A 17,164-nucleotide genomic window follows, 5' to 3' on the forward strand; every position below is an offset into this window, starting at 1 on the left:
AGGGGTTAAAACAGGCCAGTACCTTCTTCTGGAGCAGCTGCGGACTCATCGGAGCAGGGCTTTTTACCATTCCGGCGGATACCAGACCGACGCCGGGTGCGCCGCAGATATTGGTTCACGCCGAAGCGCGACGAGCGCACCGCGTTTGTACGGCGAGCCGCGCTCTCGGGAACAGGGCTTGCAACGCATGAAGCGCTCAAGTTCGTGAATCGGGGTGGTCGCTTTTGGTCGACGCACGATCGTCAGGTCGACGGTCTGGCAGGTTTCGCAGCCAAGGCACATCACTTCCAGGTATCGGAAGCCGGCATTGAGCGCGTCGCCAAGCGTCGGTGAGGGTTGCGCCGGGCCACGATAGCCCAGCATTCGATAATTCCACGCCTCACATGCGAGTACGTCCGCTTTCCGACGCGCTTCACGCGCCCGCTCAGCGCTGGCTGAGATCGTCGAGCCATACAGACGTTCGCGAGATTTAGTGCCCATGGCGCCGATCGAAACCGATCAGCAAGCCTTAGGCAAATCGTCCTATATGTGGTTGTTCCGCGGCGGCCGATCTACAGCGGCTTGTCGTCTGTTTGGCCCATCAAGCGCGCGATCTCCGCAATCCGGTTTTCGTCGGGGTCGCTGTTGTCCGAAAGCAAGGCTGCCAGCTTCTCGGTGCGATCGTAGTCGAGCGGCGCGCCCTGATCCTTGGCAACCTTCGCGAAGTCTTGCACGGCCCTGTCATCTGCGTAGCGGGAGAGGGTGCGTCGGCGCCAAAGCCAAAGCGGGATTAGGTTAGAGACTTTCATATTCCTGCCGTGCTTTCAGGTCAGCGCAAAATGCGCGGCCGTGCTCAATAAAACGCAATTGCTTTAACTCGCCGCTCTTGGTGGCGCGGCCGGAAGCGGCGCGGGCTCAGGTCGCTGAAACTGGATCCCGCATTTTTGCTGAATCGATGCTTGCTCGATTGCGTCCATCTGACCTTTCATTTGGGAAAACTCTGCGGCGCGATCTCAGAAAGCCAGATCAGGCGGCACCTCAATTCTTCGGGCTTTCATGGGCGTCGACCTTGGCGCCGAGCGCGGTACCATTGCCCGCGTCGCGTCCCGGAGCGCTAACTAAAACTTCGTGTCCCTGCCGGATCGCCAGAGAGGCAGCTGCAACAGCGGATTCGAACGCGGCCTCCTTCGTCGCGAAATCGCCATTCGTCTCGCCATCGTGGAGGACGACCCATTGATCGCCTTGCTCAAGGACTGCGTAGCTTGCGCGACCCATCACTTCCTCCTGCTTATCCGAACACTCCGAAGAACCAGCCGGCTGCAGCCAACAATGGGATCACAGCGACCGCGATTAGCAAAAGCGGCGTAGGCTCGCCCCCGGATTCCGGGAATTTGTCAGATTGGTCGTTCTCCATGTCAGTTTAATCTCGCATCGGGATTTTCGTTCCTTGGTAGTTCGGACTCGGCAACGAAACTGATCTATTTGTCATTGCCAAGCGGAGTATTCCCGTGCTCGCGATGAAGAAGCGGATAAATATACCAAGCCAGGACGAGTACAGCGAAAAACGCCAAGCCGGCCCAGATGGCGATTTGTATGTCTTCGCTGATTTTATAGAAGACGACCAGAATATCCGCCGCGATGCCGAAAGCGAGCGGCAATGCTGCAACGCTCACAAGTTTCGATCCGACGCGCAAAATTCAGGGTCGTCTTCTCCGTGATAGGCGAGGCGATGGAGAGCCGCTGGCGTCATCAGCAGAAGCACGGACAGAGCAACCGCGAGTAGCGCTGTGGCATGGGCATTCTGCACCCAGTTCGGTAACTCGCTAAAACTCTTGGTAAGCGTGGCTACGAATTGAAAGCCGAGTAGAGCTTGTCCTCCCGGGATGATGACGCGAGCCTCAGTCAGAAGCTGTTCGATTTTGGTTTTGAGAGGTGTTTCGCTTTCGGCTGGCAGAGGCTTCCCGTTTTTGCGCAATGCTAATCCCAATCCAAAAAGCAACGCAAAACCAGCACCGGTCACGACCGCACTGATCGTGAAAGCGGCTCCGCGGCCTGCAAATCGGTCAAAGATGACGAAGATGGAGGCACCAAGGCCCAAGGTCAGCGGGAATAAACTCCAACTTGTGAGGCTTGTCGTGATGTGGATGGCGCGGTGGCTACTTTGACCGCCGCAGGCGATGCGATGATACATTGATGGTGCGATAAGGAGGCCGACGCTGATACAAAGAAGTCCGAGCGCGATGCACTGAAGCGCCTGAGTGACGGCTGCTACGTCCCGAAAGAGATCCTGAAACACGGCTTGAAAGGCGAAGCCGAACAGCACTTGCGCGCCCAGAACGAGGAGCCGCGATTCATCCAGTGCTATTTTGACCTTGCGATCGAGTTCTGTCGTCATGAGAGTCTATGAACTTTTGCCGCATTCCCGAGTTCCCTCTCTGAGGAAGAACGATGCAGAAGATCTCCATCATTCTGGATATCGAGGGCACGCTCGTAGATAGTGTGCCTCTCACGCTCACCTGTTGGGAGAAAACCCTGGAGGATGCCGGATACCCGCTGTCGCACCAAGTATTGCAGAGCCTTTCCGGCATGGATGGCGCGGATATGCTCAGGACGCTACTGCCGGATGTTCCGCATAAGGAGAAGTTCGATTGTGGAGCATATTGTATGGATCCATTGCTTTCACGACTGCGCCGTTCACCATTGAAGCTCCTTTTTATGTAACCAAGGGCGCACGGGGCTGAAGGTTCCAATATAATTGGCTGTCTCCCGAAAGCTATTCCAGCAGCGGCTCTTTAGGCTTTGTGGCGCTGACCGAGTGCCGGCAACGTCATCTGGCAGTGATGCCAAACACTGACAGCAACGTTGCTGCCGCCTTCTTGGCGGTTTTGACCCGCGCTCGCTGATCGATGACGAAATTGCGCAGGTTGAGGCGTCCTTGAGCAGAGCTAGGGCGCGAATAAAAAAGTCCCGCCAGAAATGGCGGGACTTCGCAGCAGTCAGTACATCCGTGATCTGCCGCATCGCTCATCAGATGAGCGACATATTCTCAGCGCCGGCCGTTTTCATTTGCGCTAGGCATCCGATCACGCGTCCTTCATGGGACCCGATCATTCGCAACAATGCCACCTTCACATTCGAACCGCGCTATCTGTGTCGCCTCGACATTACTGAATTTCAACCGCACGCCGTAACCGGCTCCGTTCTCCGGGATGAAAACTGCTCCAAGCTCTTCGAGCGCGAGTTGTGCTGCTTCGATCTTGTCGCGTTTGAGGGACCCGGAAATATTCTCGAAACGCTCAATAGCGCCGAGGTCGACCCCGGAACGTCTGGCGAGCATGGGGCGTGAAATCTCAACGAGCGCGCGAGCCGCGCGACATTGTGATCCAGTCATCATCGATCTCTCCTAATAATATCTCGGTTCTTTGTTTTTGCGTGAGGCCCAGCGGCTATCTGTGTGCTTCTGAACGCCATCGGGGTCCATGAGCCAAATGAAGCCCACCCAAGCCAGGAGCATCGCTCCGACACTGATCAGTATCATCTGCACACCTCGCATGAACTTTCGCCGTGCCGAGGCAATTTAAGCATCGGGACAGCGGTGATGTTTCTCGGAAGCGGGGGGATTCAGCTCTATGCCTTCGGCAGATTGAAGGTCGTCGTCAGCAAAAAGGAAACGACGTTGCTAGAGCATGACCTGTACTTAGTGACGGACCTTCAAAATTCAATCGACTGCGACAAAGTGCGCTGACGCTAAGCTGGGCAAGGTAAGCAGTATCTATCGCCCTAGCTTAGGTCGTGTGGCCGGGATCAATATTTTTCGGGGTCTTCTTTTCGCGTTGCGGGGTCATTTTGGCAGGATCCGCTTGTCCCGGTACACCGCGTGGTCCTAATTGCTCCCGCTGAATGTCATCTTCGCTTTGTCGGGGAAGCCCGTCATCGGTTTGTCGTGGCTTCGGCTCTGGCGCCCCGCTGGCCTTATCGTTCTGGGAACCGCTGCCAGGAATATTCTTCGAACTGGAATCTTGCGCCCGTTTCTTATCCGTCGGCTGTTCCTGATTCTTTTTGTCCAGGCTGATCCCGTGATCTGAATTTGCCATACCCTTGTCCTTTACTAGACTCAGGAAACAAGCGGTTCGCTCAATCGTTCCGCTTCCGGCGACCTATGCCAAGGCGATAACCCAGTAAACGCCGATTGCCATTTGAACGGCGAATGCCGTAAAGCGTGCGCTCACCATCAGGGCGCTCGTTGAAATCAAATGAATGGTTGATTGAATAATTCGGGCGCCCAAGAACCACAGAGCGAGCCCATCGGTGGACGCGGTCTTGTCCAGGACGAGGGCAACCAGAAGAAGTCCCCCGAACACAGGCAGGCCCTCAATGCAATTCGCGTGTGCACGGGCGAGACGCTGCATGAAGGGCGATAGATTGTCGTTGCCGGGCACAAAGCCATTGGCTGGGACCTTGCCCGCTAGAACCATGTAGGTTCGTAGAGCTTCCATCAGCACTAAAAGGGCCAGCGTCGAGGCGATGAAACCGATCAGGGCAATTGCCGTGTTAGACATGAGATCCTCACGCGCGCTGGCGGGTTGTTCTTTAGGGGCGATAGGCCCCGAGTTCGCACCAGTACCGGACTTTTACGCCTGGCTGTCGTTGGAAAAGACCCGCGGCCGTCTCGCAGTTTTCTTTATTGTAGGGTTCGCCTTCTTTTGTATCGAACGATGCAATGTGGATCCGCTGCGCTCCTCCGCGAATATTCCCTATTGTTATTGAGTTTCTATAGAGCGTGTAAGGCCGGGGCGATTGCGCGACGGCTTCACCTGTAAGCGACATGAACGCCAACACCAGAATAAACATGCGCATTACAGAATGTCCTCCAGCCAATTGAATAACCGGTACAGTTCGTTCTTTAACTGCTCGCACTGTGCCGGCGAGCGGGCGGTAGGACACTCGATATTCTCGACCCGTCCACGCTGTTGATCTCTGCGATGCGCGATTTCTTCCTTCTGCGACATTTGGCGCGATCCAGAAGAGGTCACGATCGTGCATTTACCGTCTCCGTAACACACGGTTGTTTCTGCATAGGCGGCAGAGGACTGGACTATAATCGCGGCAATCAGAAACGACCGTAGCGTGTGGTGCGTCATGACGGCTTCCAATCCCTAACGCCTTCGAGAATAACCGCGAAAGCATCCTTCACACGCTGAACCTCCGCTTCGTCGGGCACCCGAACAATGCCGGGCACTTCGCCTTTCCCGGCCGTTCCGTGAACAGCAAGGATTGTGTTCTCGAATTCCGGAATATCGGCGCCGCCGGCGATAAACTCATGCTCCGGAAACTGATCGTCGAGCTCCTGCGTCACGCGCTCAACTAGAACACGCTCGGTCGCCGGCGTGAGCATGAAGAGGAAGGTGGTCATCGGACGCTAGGCGGTTTGTAACAGGGAAACTCGGCCACGGCTTGACCATGTGGCGGTAAAGATCGCACATCAGCCATCACGACTTACGCTCCAGTTGGTGCCTGAGCGACCTCGATCACGTGTCGATCCGCGCCAACAGTGATGACGATCGTATAGGTTTTCTGGTTGCCCGACGGCGGCGTTGTCGGCGGTGAGAGATGCAGAGATCCGCCGTACCATTCGCCGGGTAGCAGCGTGTTGTCCTTAATCACGGTCTGTTCGAGCTGAACGAGGTTCGCTTGGCCACGTTCGATCGTAGCTGAAATCATCGCTTCATTTTGTATCGCAGCATTGTTCTGGGCGATCACCGCGGCTGTCGGGCTGTAGAAGGTGCCTGTTCGGCCACTCGGCGTTGTATAGCTGCCGTAGCCTGCGTGTGAGGCGCCATAAGCGTTCGCTCCGGCCGCGACTCCAGTAAGGATAGCGACCGCGACCTGACGGTTGCGTTCCTCTCGCGCCAGCATTTCGTAGGTCACCACGGTCATCGGAAACTCTTGTCCGTTGACGATCTGGGCTACCTCGACCTGACCGACCCGAAATTCTACGGGTTGTTTGCCGAGGTTATTGATGCCGACCACGAAGACAGGACGTCCGCCGGACTGCAGTTCTCGTGATGCTGGACGAACTAGGACCAGTGAAGATTTTTGACGAGAGACGAGAGCAGGGCGCCCGTCTCGAACCATTGCTTGCTGCTGTGGATTGGACGCTCGAAACTGGACCGTCTCTGTAGTCACGCAGCCGCCGACAGCGGCGCAAAGTGCCGCAATGCACAAAATACGCATATAAATTAACTCCCCAAACCCACTGAAATCCTAACATCGTCATCCGACATAAATCCAGCGTTGCGCGACGGGGCAGGGCGCCTAACCGGATACCTGGTTAAAACCTGTATTTTGTCTCATCGACGCGTAGAAGCGGATAGACGGAGTACGTCTTTAGGTTGTATCGTTCTCCGATTGAGAAGCAGGGGATTGTTCAATGAGCCATAAGCAAAAAATTCTTTTGTCATTGAGCGCCGCGCTTGCAGCGCTGACCGGCGTTTCTTCGGATAAAGCTGAAGCAAAAGCGACCAATACGATCGATCAGAACGGAATTGCTTCCGATATGATGAACTCGGCAAAACCAGCGCCGAACGCGGCAATCCAAGTTGGAGAAGACCTGCTAGGATTCGTCATGACAAAGCAGGCAGACGGAACGATTGTCGCTGGCCACTCTTCACACGTATCGCATGCCTCACATGCGTCTCATGTCTCAAGTCGTTAAATTTTCTCAGCCGGCATTGACAGAAATAACTGTCGATTTTGACTCTCGCATTCAGCCCTTGGATGCGTTGGAGGCTGCAGCCTATCGACTGATTGGGATAGCAACCTGCCAGTTTGATCTAGTTGAAGACCGCTTCGTTTGCCGACTGTCACTTCTGTCCAACAGTTCGAAGCGCGAAAGCATAAGTTTGGACGATCTTAGGGTGCGATTTTTAAATTTTGTTACAGATGAAAATTTACGAAGGCGCGTCGCCCAAAAAACTGAAGGCGTGCGGAATGTCATTCTTGCTTTGGCCTTTGGCTCGCTGGCTGCCACTCAAGAACGTTTCGATTAAAGCTAGAACATCATGGCACGCTTCCTGGCTTCCGAAGCTTTTAGCGCCGCTAGCGACGAACTCATGCTGCTGCCCTTTAATCTTGAGCGAACAGGCGCCAATCAGTATCTTGTAGCAAATTTGGTCGGCGATTTTATTCGCTTAACCGAAGGTGAACTGAACAAACTGGTCGATTTAGAAATCAAGCCGGGCGACGGACTTTACGAGCGAGCCTACGCAGCCCACTTGATCACCGGCCGAAGTCAATCCGCCCAGCAACAACTGCTCGCGACTCGGCTGCGAAGCCGGATGGCATTTCTTCGCCAGGCAACGCCGCTTCATATTTTTGTTGTAACTCTTCGATGTGAGCATTCCTGTCCGTATTGCCAAGTATCACGCCAGAGCACTGACCGCTCGCGATTCGATATGAGCGAAGAAATTGCCTTGCGTGCTCTGGGAATTGCGTTCGAAAGTCCAAGCGCTCGTATTAAGATAGAGTTTCAAGGCGGCGAACCTCTTCTAAATTTTCCGCTAATCCGATTCATCGTATCGAATGCGAAAAGGCTATCCGAGACTTCAGAGAAAGTAGTCGATTTCGTAATCGCGTCGAACTTAGCTTTGTTAAATGACGGCGTGCTCGATTTTTGCAAATCGAACAATATTCTGCTGTCAGCGTCGCTGGATGGTCCTTCTGATCTGCACAACAAGAACCGACCGCGGCCGGGTGGAAATAGCTTTGAACTGGCTGTTGCTGGCATAAAGCAAGCCCAAGAAGTCCTTGGACTAGATCGAGTCGGTGCCTTAATGACTACGACCGAAGCTAGTCTGAATCGCGTAGATGAGATTATCGACGAGTATCTCAAACTAGGGTTAGACGGAATTTTCTTAAGGCCGCTTTCGCCTTTTGGTTTTGCTATCAAGACTAGACAGTATCAGCGGTACACTCCTAATAGCTGGCTGGCCTTCTATGAGCGAGGCTTAAGACGCGTTTTGGAGATCAATCGTAAAGGCAGGCCGTTCAGAGAGTTCTACGCTTCGCTCATGCTAACCCGAATGCTTTCGGATAGGCCATTAGGGTATGTGGATTTACGCAGTCCTGCCGGAGTTGGCATCGGAGCGCTCGTCTATAACTACGATGGAAGCGTGTTTGCCTCCGACGAAGGCCGCATGCTTGCCGAGACAGGCGACAATGCTTTCAGACTTGGGCACGTTAACGAGAATGACTACAACTCGCTCATTCTGTCCGATAAGCTAATCGAAGCGATCTCGGGATCTTTAACCCAGACAGCACCTGAGTGCTCGACTTGCGTTTTTGAGAGTCATTGCGGTGCGGATCCGGTTTACCACCATGCAACCCAAGGTGACGTATTGGGGATTAAACCGCTTTCTGGGTTCTGCGCCCGGCAGAAAGGCATAATGAGTCTTTTGCTTGATATTCTAGACAATTCACCAGAGGACGCTGCCATTTTGCGAAGATGGGCGAGTTCATGACACTTCCTCTGTATGGCACAGCTTCGTCTAGCACTGGATTGCCCGCAGATCGCCGTCGTTCGGTGGTAAGACTGCGATCGGTCGACAGTACTGCTAACCGGTGTCCTGAAGATTTTGCGTTGGTTAAATCTGCTGAACAATTCAATGCGGCGCTGAAGGCTGGCTGGTCATCAATTTTTCTAGTCTCAGATGGCTGGTATGAAAATCACGAACAAATCGCAAAAAACTGCGCGCTGTTTACTGTCCCACATAAGTTTGCCTATCTCGGCGACGGAGACGTTCTTGGCTTTGACCATTCGTCGGCAAAATTCCGAACGCTGTTTCGTCGGAGCTCTGCGCATAATTCTTTTCTCGTTACCGAACGCTGCAATAATTACTGCTTAATGTGCTCGCAACCACCAAAGGATGTCGAAGATCAGTGGATACTAAAGGAAATACGCGAAAGTCTGCCGCTGATTGATCCATCCGCAAAAGCAATAACTTTTACGGGCGGAGAGACGTTGTCTGACTGGCGGGATTTCATTGGCCTTCTGAAGGACTGTCGTGATCGATTGCCGCATACATCTATTCAAGTACTTACAAACGGCAGAGCTTTCGCAAATTCGGAGGTCGTCGATGCCTGGAAAGACCTGAAGCATCCGAGCTTGATGGCGGCGATACCAGTTTATGCATCGGTCGATTCTATTCACGATCATGTTGTTCAAGCCAAAGGAGCTTTCGACGAAACCATACTCGGTATTCTAAAGCTAAAAGATCGGGGGCAGCGGGTCGAAATCCGCGTGGTACTTCATGCGCTAACAGCACCGATCATTGTTAAGACATGCAGTTGGATTGCTCGAAATCTGCCGTTCGTAGACCATGTCGCATTGATGGGTCTTGAAAATACCGGCTTCGCGATTGCGAATGATGCAAGCCTTTGGATTGATCCCATGGATTACCGCGATGAGTTGGCGAAGGCCGTCGATTGCTTGCTCAGCGCCGACGTTAAAGTCTCAATTTATAATTTGCCAAAATGTGTTCTGAATAAATCGATATGGCCACACGCGGTTCAATCTATTTCAGATTGGAAAAACGGGTTCGTCGAAGAATGCGATGGCTGTCAGGAAAAGATCGTCTGCAGCGGATTTTTTACGACTGGACGCCCTAAATTTAGCCGCGGCATACACGCTATCACCTTGTAGCTCAGGGGCGGCGTCGTTAATTAGTTCACTTCTTACAACACTGAAAGATTTGATTGTGATGAATTCATTGCAGCACGAGGAGCAATCTTTGGGACAGTGCTAGTGCATCTGCAGCCCCTGCATTCTGCAGATGCTACCCCAAGGAGGGACTCTTATCGCCGATCGCGGCGCCAAGAAACTCACTGCTGTGGTGCCCGTAGACCCTCTCGACAGTCATTGGGTTATCGCCGAGCAGCCGCGCGACATTGTAGATTGAGATGCCATCCTGGAGAAGGTGAGTAGCCCGCGTATGCCTGAGAATGTGAGGGTATCTCTTTCCTGGCATACCTAGCGCCGTCATATGCCGTCTGAAGGCATCCGCGTACACTATCGGTGGCAGCACGAAATCCCAATCGTTCTTTCGGATTCGTAGTCGCTCGAGCGTTGGTCGCAGTTGTGGATCAATCGGAACGATCGGGCGACGTTTTCGAGACTTACGCTGTAGCGGGGTTGCATCTGCCGGTAGGAAGTTGATATGGCCGTGTTCTAAATCAACTTGATCCCATCGTAGCCCTTCAACAGCGGCTCGCCGCGCGCCTGTGTAATAAGCAATCGAGATGAAGTCTCGAAGTGAGCCAGTCGCGGATTTGAAGACGCGTTTCAGCTCGTCTCTTGTGAGGTGATGGATGCGGCCTGGTGGCTCGGCCGGCACTTCCAGGGACGGCATATCTTCTGGTTTGATAAAGCGACGCTTTAACGTGAAACGCGCCGCGGTCCCGAGAACGTTCAGTTCGCGCCTAATCGTTCCATCCGCGCCAATTCGAGTGGAATGCTTGCGGAGTACGGCTTTCACTTGACCGGTTCGGCGTGCTTCAACGTATGCGACGCATGCGGGAACGTCGACTTCGCGTAAGAGCGACGACTTGAAGTATGCATTGAGATTTCGCATCGCTGTCCGCGGTCGCTTGGTGTCTATCTGCCCGTTCGCTCTGGAGATCGATCGGGCAGGGGACGACCACGAAGGGGAGGTTACCCACGCCGTAATGCCGTTTGTACGCTTCGATCCGTTTGATAAAGCCGCTGCCGCCTTCGGCCGCGACATACACCACAAGCCCCTGCTTGACCTTATGTCCGTTCCAATCGAGCCCGGCGGTGATGTGGAAACACTGGTCCAGTTTAACGAAGGTTTTTCCTACATTGCTGTCGCCGTAGGTGACGACCATCGCTCCAAGACCCGTAACGCGGTCGATCAGGAAAGGTTGATCTAGGTCCAGGCGTAGATCACTCCAATCTATGGCTATCAGCCCCTTACAGTTCGGCGTCGCTTTGGTGTCCACCTCCACGGCATCGAACTCGGCCTCGGCGGAGGCGATGCCAACAGCAGGTCCAGCGCGGTCCCGGCGCTGATTCCGAAGTCCCCGACGCGGTTGGCGACTTTGATTGTTGTGGCGTCTCCGTTGGCGCCTTCGATCGCTTCAGGCGCGTTGGATGTCAGCCAGTCGATCGCGCGGGCGATGGCGGTTTGGCTGTCGAGGTCGACCAGCGGCTCACCTGTGGCTGCTACACGCTCCCGTGGTGCGCCTGTGAGCTGGATGAGCCATTCTGGTGCGGCCGCGATCGGTACCGCGTTCTCGAGGCCGTATATTTTGCCGTCAATCGTGGATCCAGGGCCGACGACGTAGCCGTTAAGACCCTTGATATCGACATGCTTGCCGACTTTTGAAACGCTGTTGCGGACAGGGGCGCGTGACAGAAAATAGAAATGCCGGCCGCCGGACGTCGTCCGGACTGTGAAAGTTGCCGGAAGATCGCCATATATGGCCTCGAGCAGCGCGAGGCTCTTATCGCCTTGCTTTCCGTCGCGTGTATCGACGTCGACGACGAGCAAAAAGCCCCTACCGAACGAGCGACCGGTGGCAATGCCGATATTGTAATCGAGTTCAGCGTCGGTGACCGGGCATGTCCGCAGATCTGCGACTCTTTCGGGATCGGTTGTCGCTCGCGCTTTCCAGTCTCCGGCGAGGGCCGGCGTCTTGCCGTTCGGGACGAGTGGAAAGACGGGAAGGCCAAGCTCGGCGTATCCAATCGCAAGCGCTCGCTTGCTTTCACGGCTTGGTGCAAGGGGAGTTTGTTGAACCTGCGTCGCAGGTGTGCTATGTTCTTTCACGTTCAAAAATCCTTGGCCTCGTTCGACTTGCCGGTCGGCGGGGCCAAATCTTTTTGGCGCACCCGCGTAACGAGGTTGGCTGGATTGCGTTTCGGCCTACTGGAATCTGAGCACGAGTAAAATGAGTGGCCGGCGGTGCTCCTTGTGGTCGCCCTGGAGCGATACGCGCATGCCGGGCGGGGCATGCTGAAAGCATTTATGCGGCGTACTCGCTTGTCGACCGGAAAGTCCGGCTACGCGCCCATGCATCAAGTACGTCAATGTCGTAGATTATGCGGCGCACCGAGATTGCCATGAACGGCGGGCCGTCGCCACGAACGCGCATACGCTCCAGCGTCGCTTGAGAAAGACCCAGGCGGTAGGCAGCTTGCTTTGTCGTTAGGAAAGGGCGGTCAGGCATGATGTCCTCGGGAAAACTGTGAGTACGGCGACAAGCTCATCCCAAGAACCCAAAAAACCAAAAACCTCGCTTGTCGAAATGAAATTACCACAAGCCTGCGAATTTTGGAATAGAGCCGCAACAGGTGGCACGCGCCCGCAAATTCGCAATCGAAATGCCGCATACCCCGCAGACCGAGCAGGGTACACAGCATCATTCATGGGGGGATCATGCATCTGCTGATGCAAAAATATTTTTACAGGTTGTCAGGACGGAAGCACCGGAGACCGCGGGGCTGTTGTTCGCAATCTATGTATTCCGGCCCGTTGCCGATGATCTTCAACAGTTCGGCGGCCAAGACATTGGCCACTTCGCGCTTTTCGGCGACCATGTCGTACTTGTCGTAGACCGCTGTCACATCGCCCTCGAGGTGGTCTAACGTGGCCTTAACGTCCTCTCGCCGTGCTCCAGCCCGCCTGGCCAAAGTAGCCGCCGTGCGTCGTAGGTCGTGGGGCGTAAAATGCGCCATACCTAGGAATGCGCGAATGTCGGCTCGCCGTTCGCCCTCGGCATTCTCATCGGGCTTTCCTGTCAGGGCCTGCGACAAGGAATTCCGGCGAAGCGGTTCGTTAATCTCTCGCCCTGGGAAAACCGCTGTTTGTTTGTCGTTCGTTAGCGCGTCCTTGATCAGGGACGTTGCAAGGCCGTTAAGAGGTTGGATTACCTCTCGGCGCCATTTTACCCGCTGTCGCGGAATGTGGTATTCCGCTTGGGCACATCCCAAATCGATTAGCTCCGATGTGAGCGCACCGGCCGCTTGGGCAGGGCGAACCATGGTCGCAAGGATGAACTTCAACGCCAATGCCACGGAGCGGGACGCGGGCAATGCGGGGTCGTCCAACCCCCACCATAGGCGTCTGATTTCGGAATCATCAAGAACGCGCTCCCGCTTGCACTCTTTGCTGCGCCTCTTCATGTCGGAAACCGGATTGGCATTTACATACTTCCGGCCCGGTTCTTTGGCCCAGGCGAAGAGGGTGTGCAGGACCGATTGAGTGCGGTTCGCGCTGACCGGGGCGGTTCTAGCGATCTCGTCCAATAATTCGGCCACATCATCATCCGACACGTCTGCCGCTGGCCTTTTCCCCCACTTCGCGCGCGGCCGTTTCAGGTAGCCCTCGTCATTCTTCCAGGAGCTTTTGGTCACCTTGGCATACTGATCGAGATAGAAGCCGGCGAGCTCGTCGAAAGTCGTCGCCTTTCTTTTTGTGCGCTCCCGCCTTTTTTGGTCGGCCGGATCCTGGCCGTGAGCGACGTCGCCCAGGATTCGTTTCGCGCGACCCCGGGCCTCGTCCGGTGTCAACCTTCCGATAGCGGCGATCGTGTATCGCCGGAACGGCGCTCGGCGGCCGCTGCCGGCGCGATAGACCACGATGTATGACTTGCTCCCAGTTGGCCGGACACGAACGCCAAACCCGGCTAGGCGGGCATCCCAAACGCAATACTCCTTAGCGCCGGGCCGTAGGCCGTCGATCAGCGACTTCGTAATAGGCTGGTCCTTCATATCAGCTCCTCCTGCGTCCGCGGGAAGCACCGGGGATGCACGCCAAGGCCAATCGTAGCTAGCCTATGGCGGCTCTTGAGGAGGAAACGCAAGTAGATACAATGGCTTAGATGGCTTATGAGGGCGCATGCCGGTTCTTGACGGAATAAACTTCCAGCTTGGGGGACTAGGGGTCGGATGTTCGAATCCTCTCGCTCCGACCATTTAAATCAAAGACTTAGGTCGAATCCCGAAATAGCAATTTTTATCGAGTCGCCACCGGGTCGCCACCAGTCGGTGTCCAACGGCGGGTTTATTTTGCGAAAATTAAAACTTGGCAGTTTCGCCATCTGGTGACTAGCTTTGGAACGAATTGCAGTTTCACGCTACCGAACAGCCAATTCGCCGACTGGCACTTAAGCCCTCATGGGCCGCCGGGGCATTGTTTCCCTCCCTTAGCGGGAGTCTCCTTTGAATCTCTTATCCTTAGAACAGGTCGCGGACCTGACCGGTTTGTCCCGCTCGTCGCTCGCGAAAAAACGCTGCGACGGCTCCGGACCAGCATTTTTCAAAATAGGCCGCGCCGTGAAGTATGACCGCGCGGATGTTGAGTCCTGGATCTTGTCCAGGCGGCGCACCTGTACTTGGGCTGCCAACGAAAACATCAGGGCGACGGCGTGATGTTTGAGGCCCGCCGCGGCGTTTGCCTCAGACTTCCACAGCCGGCACGGGAACTCGGCGCCGAAGGTCCGAGATCGTCTCCCTCAATTTCGTCCGTCGCTCCCATAGCGATCGGGCGAGGGGCGGATAGGCGATGGCAGTCCTGTCAAACACGTTGGCCTGGGTTTCGCTTGCGGCAATGCCTTCGCCAAGCAGCTCCACTGTTTGCTCCATCTCGGCGATCAGAACGGAAATTTGAAAGGCATGCGAGGTTCGTGTCTCATCGCGGAACGGGTGGCTCATTGTGCGCCTCTATGTGTTTGAATTCGGCACTCACGGTTCAGCCCCGCAGGATCCCTCGCAAGGTTCCTGCCAACTAACTTGATCGTCGCCCGCATGGGCGGCGAGGTAAGTCCGAAACCAACCAAAGCCACACACCATGAAAATCCTATCAGTCCGCCGGGCACCGCCTGGCGGGTCAACCATCGCGCATGTCGATCTTGAGCTGGTCGATGGTGCGAAACTTTACGGAATCCGCGTCTCGCGGGCTGATGACGGCACGTTCCGCGCCTTCGGGCAGAACTCCGAACGTGGCCGCACTTGCTCATTTTCTCCAGCGGTCGTCGCGGAGATTGCAGCAGCAACCCTTACTGAACTCGAATCGACGGGCCATCGCAACAATGACCGCACTCGCAGCTAATTCCCACAACACCGCCGACGAATCGGTTGTTCACCTTCGCCGCGGCCTTATCGGGCACGGATACAGGATTATTCCCGTCGAGGGGAAGAAGGCCTGCGGTCTCAATTGGCCTAACGCCAAATGGACCGCGGACCAGATGGATGGACTAGCCCGCCTGCATTCAGACGCTACGAATACCGGCATCTTGACCGGTCACGTCGTGGCTATTGACGTGGACACGCCGGATCCAGAAACGGCAAATGCCGTGGCCGCGATGGTCGAGCAGTTGCCATGGGCCTCGGCCGCACCGTATCGCATCGGCAAGGCTCCTAAGCGGTGCTATTTGTTCCGTACAGCTTCGCCCCGCGCGAAGGCTTCTACCGGCGCCTATGAGATCGGAGGCCACAAGTGTCAGCTTGAGGTACTTGGTGCCGGGAATCAGTTCGTGGCGTTCGGCGTCCATCCCGACACCGGCAGCGAGTATCAGTGGTTTAACGGATCGCCGGCTGAGACGCCGCTTAGTGATCTACCTGATATTTCTCCAGCAGACATTGAGGAGCTGTTGGCGCGTGTAGAGGAGCATTTCGCCAGTCGCGGGACTCTGCTCAAGCGTGCCAGCAAAACACCAGCAAACGACAACGATAGGACGTCCCTTGTTTGGTCCGACCATCCCTGGTCAATGCTCAACCAGCGAGCTTACGACCATCTAGACGACTGGGTACCCCAACTCGGTCTTGAGGGATTGAAGCGATACCATTCCGGCTATCACTCAGTTGCGAGCTTCCGGCCATCGAACAGTGCATCCGCGAAGAAACGTGGCCGCGCGCTGAATATTCAGCCAGAGGGCATCTGTGATTATGCGGACAGCAACAAGGGATATACGCCGATTGATTTGGTTGGCGCATGTTTAGGCATGCAGCCGCACGAGGCCGTGGACTGGCTGACTGAGCGAGTGGGCGAGCTTGATAACGGGACACCGCGTATCGATACCAGCAAGCTGACGTCTAAACTCGCAGGCGACGGCACAACACCGGAAATGTCAAAGCTTCGCGAGCGCTTCAACGTCACGTGGTTCGGAGATATTGAGCAAGGCAAGCCCAAAGCATGGACCATCAAAGGTGTGCTGGGTGATGGCGAGATGACCACAATCTCCGGGCTTCCTGGCACCGGTAAATCTGTCATCACAGGCGATGGCTGCTTCCATGTGGCTGCCGGCATGGACTGGTTTGGCCGGCGGGTGACCCAGGGAATGGTCGCATACGTTGCAGCGGAGCGGCGAGCTCTAACCGAACGCCGAATGGTAGCCTTGCGCAAGCACTACGGAGTTTACGACGTCCCGCTTGTCGTAATCAGCGGCCGCCTAGATATGACCTCGTCCCTCGTAGACGCCAAGGCACTTGCCAATGTCATCAAGCAGGCATCGGACGATTGCGGCCAACGCTGCGTCTGGATCGTGCTGGACACCCTGACGCGGGTTTTCGGTCCCGGCGACCAAAACGCTTCGAAGGATATGTCGAAATTTATTGCGGCTTGCGATGAACTCGTACGTCTGACTGGCTCACACCTTACCGTCGTGCATCACACGGCATGGAGCGGTGAACGCGGGAAGGGCGCAATTGATCTGGATGGCGCGGTCGACGCAAGCTTTCTAGTCAGTAAGAACGCGGGAACCTACACATTGAAGTGTGACGGAGCCAACGACGGCGAGGAGGGCACGATCGCGACATTCACGATGCAGTCGGTGGAGATCGCCAAAGACGAGGAGGGCGAACCGACGACCGCGCCTGTGGTCGTGGCAGGCGAGAGCGTGGCAACCAAGATGGCAGTTTCGGGTTACGCGAAGAAAGTATTGGAGGCTCTCCGGGCGGCTGTTGCCAATGAAGGTGTTGCCCCAGAAGGCCCGAGTTTCCCTGACGGCGTCAGCGTCGTAACAGAGGACCAGTGGCGTTCCGCGTACTATGAGGCGGACGCAAACGCTGCGAATGGCACACTCCAGAAGAGATTTGTTCGGGCGAAGGCTATGCTTTCAGCCAATCAGCAAGCGCAACAGGTGGGCGAGTGGTTTTGGCCGACATAGC

26 protein-coding genes are annotated in these 17,164 nt (G+C 55.5%); 9 read left to right on the forward strand and 17 right to left on the reverse strand.

Going from position 1 to position 17,164, the window contains the following annotated elements; translation table 11 throughout:
* Positions 1–63: 63 nt before the first annotated feature.
* From ASC80_RS22920 to ASC80_RS05635, 5 genes are all read right to left on the reverse strand, one after another.
* Positions 64–480, reverse strand: a complete 417-nt coding sequence (locus ASC80_RS22920) for a hypothetical protein (RefSeq protein ID WP_082512412.1) — start codon at positions 478–480, stop codon at positions 64–66.
* Between the two features lie 71 nt (positions 481–551).
* Positions 552–713, reverse strand: coding sequence for a hypothetical protein (locus tag ASC80_RS05620; protein ID WP_244487189.1), 162 nt, complete (start codon positions 711–713; stop codon positions 552–554).
* 304 nt (positions 714–1,017) lie between these two features.
* Positions 1,018–1,254: a hypothetical protein gene (locus ASC80_RS05625; RefSeq protein ID WP_056293707.1), complete on the reverse strand. Its 237-nt coding sequence runs from the start codon at positions 1,252–1,254 to the stop codon at positions 1,018–1,020.
* A gap of 203 nt (positions 1,255–1,457) precedes the next feature.
* Positions 1,458–1,652, reverse strand: a complete 195-nt coding sequence (locus ASC80_RS05630; protein ID WP_056293712.1) for a hypothetical protein — start codon at positions 1,650–1,652, stop codon at positions 1,458–1,460.
* Complete coding sequence (locus ASC80_RS05635; RefSeq protein WP_056293715.1) at positions 1,649–2,374, reverse strand: DUF6328 family protein; 726 nt, start codon at positions 2,372–2,374, stop codon at positions 1,649–1,651. Before ASC80_RS05635 ends, ASC80_RS05630 begins: the two co-directional genes overlap by 4 nt.
* Positions 2,375–2,427: 53 nt before the next feature.
* Between ASC80_RS05635 and ASC80_RS05640 the strand changes: the two genes are divergently transcribed.
* Positions 2,428–2,700: an HAD family hydrolase gene (locus tag ASC80_RS05640; protein WP_056293718.1), complete on the forward strand. Its 273-nt coding sequence runs from the start codon at positions 2,428–2,430 to the stop codon at positions 2,698–2,700.
* A 373-nt stretch (positions 2,701–3,073) separates the two neighbouring features.
* Here the strand turns inward: ASC80_RS05640 and ASC80_RS22925 are convergent, their stop codons facing one another.
* Entirely contained in the window at positions 3,074–3,373 is a 300-nt protein-coding gene (locus tag ASC80_RS22925; RefSeq protein WP_082512413.1) for a hypothetical protein, read from the reverse strand.
* A 60-nt stretch (positions 3,374–3,433) separates the two neighbouring features.
* On the opposite strand from ASC80_RS22925, the gene ASC80_RS23575 reads away from it, so the two are divergent.
* On the forward strand, positions 3,434–3,724 hold the full coding sequence (locus ASC80_RS23575; RefSeq protein WP_156464272.1) for a hypothetical protein: 291 nt from the start codon (positions 3,434–3,436) through the stop codon (positions 3,722–3,724).
* Between the two features lie 40 nt (positions 3,725–3,764).
* Here the strand turns inward: ASC80_RS23575 and ASC80_RS22930 are convergent, their stop codons facing one another.
* The 5 genes from ASC80_RS22930 to ASC80_RS05670 all read right to left on the reverse strand — a co-directional run bounded on the left by ASC80_RS22930 (position 3,765) and on the right by ASC80_RS05670 (position 6,009).
* Positions 3,765–3,980, reverse strand: coding sequence for a hypothetical protein (locus ASC80_RS22930; protein ID WP_502690944.1), 216 nt, complete (start codon positions 3,978–3,980; stop codon positions 3,765–3,767).
* A 156-nt stretch (positions 3,981–4,136) separates the two neighbouring features.
* Positions 4,137–4,538, reverse strand: a complete 402-nt coding sequence (locus ASC80_RS05655; protein WP_056293728.1) for an MAPEG family protein — start codon at positions 4,536–4,538, stop codon at positions 4,137–4,139.
* 31 nt (positions 4,539–4,569) lie between these two features.
* Entirely contained in the window at positions 4,570–5,022 is a 453-nt protein-coding gene (locus ASC80_RS23580; RefSeq protein WP_156464273.1) for a hypothetical protein, read from the reverse strand.
* Between the two features lie 94 nt (positions 5,023–5,116).
* Positions 5,117–5,392, reverse strand: a complete 276-nt coding sequence (locus tag ASC80_RS05665; RefSeq protein WP_056293734.1) for a hypothetical protein — start codon at positions 5,390–5,392, stop codon at positions 5,117–5,119.
* A gap of 83 nt (positions 5,393–5,475) precedes the next feature.
* The gene (locus ASC80_RS05670) at positions 5,476–6,009 is read right to left on the reverse strand and encodes a hypothetical protein (protein ID WP_156464274.1); all 534 of its coding nucleotides are present in this window, start codon (positions 6,007–6,009) and stop codon (positions 5,476–5,478) included.
* Positions 6,010–6,409: 400 nt separating this feature from the next.
* Here ASC80_RS05670 and hxsA2 point away from each other — a divergent pair, with 400 nt between their 5' ends.
* The 4 genes from hxsA2 to hxsC are packed head-to-tail and all read left to right on the forward strand — an operon-like array spanning position 6,410 to position 9,679.
* Positions 6,410–6,694 (forward strand): His-Xaa-Ser repeat protein HxsA2, encoded by a 285-nt coding sequence (gene hxsA2 / locus ASC80_RS23585; RefSeq protein WP_156464275.1) that lies wholly within the window; start codon positions 6,410–6,412, stop codon positions 6,692–6,694.
* Complete coding sequence (locus ASC80_RS05675; RefSeq protein WP_156464276.1) at positions 6,678–7,028, forward strand: HxsD-related protein; 351 nt, start codon at positions 6,678–6,680, stop codon at positions 7,026–7,028. The genes hxsA2 and ASC80_RS05675 overlap by 17 nt, the downstream gene beginning before the upstream one ends.
* Before the next feature lie 12 nt (positions 7,029–7,040).
* Complete coding sequence (gene hxsB, locus ASC80_RS05680; protein ID WP_056293744.1) at positions 7,041–8,498, forward strand: His-Xaa-Ser system radical SAM maturase HxsB; 1,458 nt, start codon at positions 7,041–7,043, stop codon at positions 8,496–8,498.
* Positions 8,495–9,679: a His-Xaa-Ser system radical SAM maturase HxsC gene (gene hxsC / locus ASC80_RS05685; protein ID WP_200941146.1), complete on the forward strand. Its 1,185-nt coding sequence runs from the start codon at positions 8,495–8,497 to the stop codon at positions 9,677–9,679. Before hxsB ends, hxsC begins: the two co-directional genes overlap by 4 nt.
* Before the next feature lie 133 nt (positions 9,680–9,812).
* Here the strand turns inward: hxsC and ASC80_RS22935 are convergent, their stop codons facing one another.
* The 5 genes from ASC80_RS22935 to ASC80_RS05710 form a co-directional block, all read right to left on the reverse strand.
* Complete coding sequence (locus tag ASC80_RS22935; RefSeq protein ID WP_162244576.1) at positions 9,813–10,511, reverse strand: tyrosine-type recombinase/integrase; 699 nt, start codon at positions 10,509–10,511, stop codon at positions 9,813–9,815.
* 19 nt (positions 10,512–10,530) lie between these two features.
* The gene (locus tag ASC80_RS24715) at positions 10,531–10,881 is read right to left on the reverse strand and encodes an AAA family ATPase (RefSeq protein ID WP_162244577.1); all 351 of its coding nucleotides are present in this window, start codon (positions 10,879–10,881) and stop codon (positions 10,531–10,533) included.
* 77 nt (positions 10,882–10,958) lie between these two features.
* Positions 10,959–11,825, reverse strand: a complete 867-nt coding sequence (locus ASC80_RS05700; protein ID WP_162244578.1) for a bifunctional DNA primase/polymerase — start codon at positions 11,823–11,825, stop codon at positions 10,959–10,961.
* Between the two features lie 196 nt (positions 11,826–12,021).
* Entirely contained in the window at positions 12,022–12,225 is a 204-nt protein-coding gene (locus ASC80_RS24535; protein WP_056293757.1) for a helix-turn-helix transcriptional regulator, read from the reverse strand.
* A 235-nt stretch (positions 12,226–12,460) separates the two neighbouring features.
* Positions 12,461–13,768 carry a tyrosine-type recombinase/integrase gene (locus ASC80_RS05710; RefSeq protein ID WP_156464277.1) on the reverse strand — a complete coding sequence of 436 codons (1,308 nt, stop codon included), beginning with the start codon at positions 13,766–13,768 and terminating at the stop codon, positions 12,461–12,463.
* A 450-nt stretch (positions 13,769–14,218) separates the two neighbouring features.
* On the opposite strand from ASC80_RS05710, the gene ASC80_RS22945 reads away from it, so the two are divergent.
* Positions 14,219–14,428, forward strand: coding sequence for a helix-turn-helix transcriptional regulator (locus ASC80_RS22945; protein WP_082512417.1), 210 nt, complete (start codon positions 14,219–14,221; stop codon positions 14,426–14,428).
* 27 nt (positions 14,429–14,455) lie between these two features.
* Here ASC80_RS22945 and ASC80_RS05720 read toward each other — a convergent pair whose 3' ends face one another.
* Positions 14,456–14,710, reverse strand: a complete 255-nt coding sequence (locus ASC80_RS05720; RefSeq protein ID WP_056293767.1) for a hypothetical protein — start codon at positions 14,708–14,710, stop codon at positions 14,456–14,458.
* 136 nt (positions 14,711–14,846) lie between these two features.
* On the opposite strand from ASC80_RS05720, the gene ASC80_RS23590 reads away from it, so the two are divergent.
* The gene (locus ASC80_RS23590; RefSeq protein WP_156464278.1) at positions 14,847–15,107 is read left to right on the forward strand and encodes a hypothetical protein; all 261 of its coding nucleotides are present in this window, start codon (positions 14,847–14,849) and stop codon (positions 15,105–15,107) included.
* The gene (locus tag ASC80_RS22950; RefSeq protein ID WP_082512418.1) at positions 15,088–17,163 is read left to right on the forward strand and encodes an AAA family ATPase; all 2,076 of its coding nucleotides are present in this window, start codon (positions 15,088–15,090) and stop codon (positions 17,161–17,163) included. Before ASC80_RS23590 ends, ASC80_RS22950 begins: the two co-directional genes overlap by 20 nt.
* The last annotated feature ends 1 nt before the right edge of the window (position 17,164 follow it).

The organism is Afipia sp. Root123D2, assembly GCF_001425835.1.
Taxonomy (GTDB): domain Bacteria; phylum Pseudomonadota; class Alphaproteobacteria; order Rhizobiales; family Xanthobacteraceae; genus Afipia.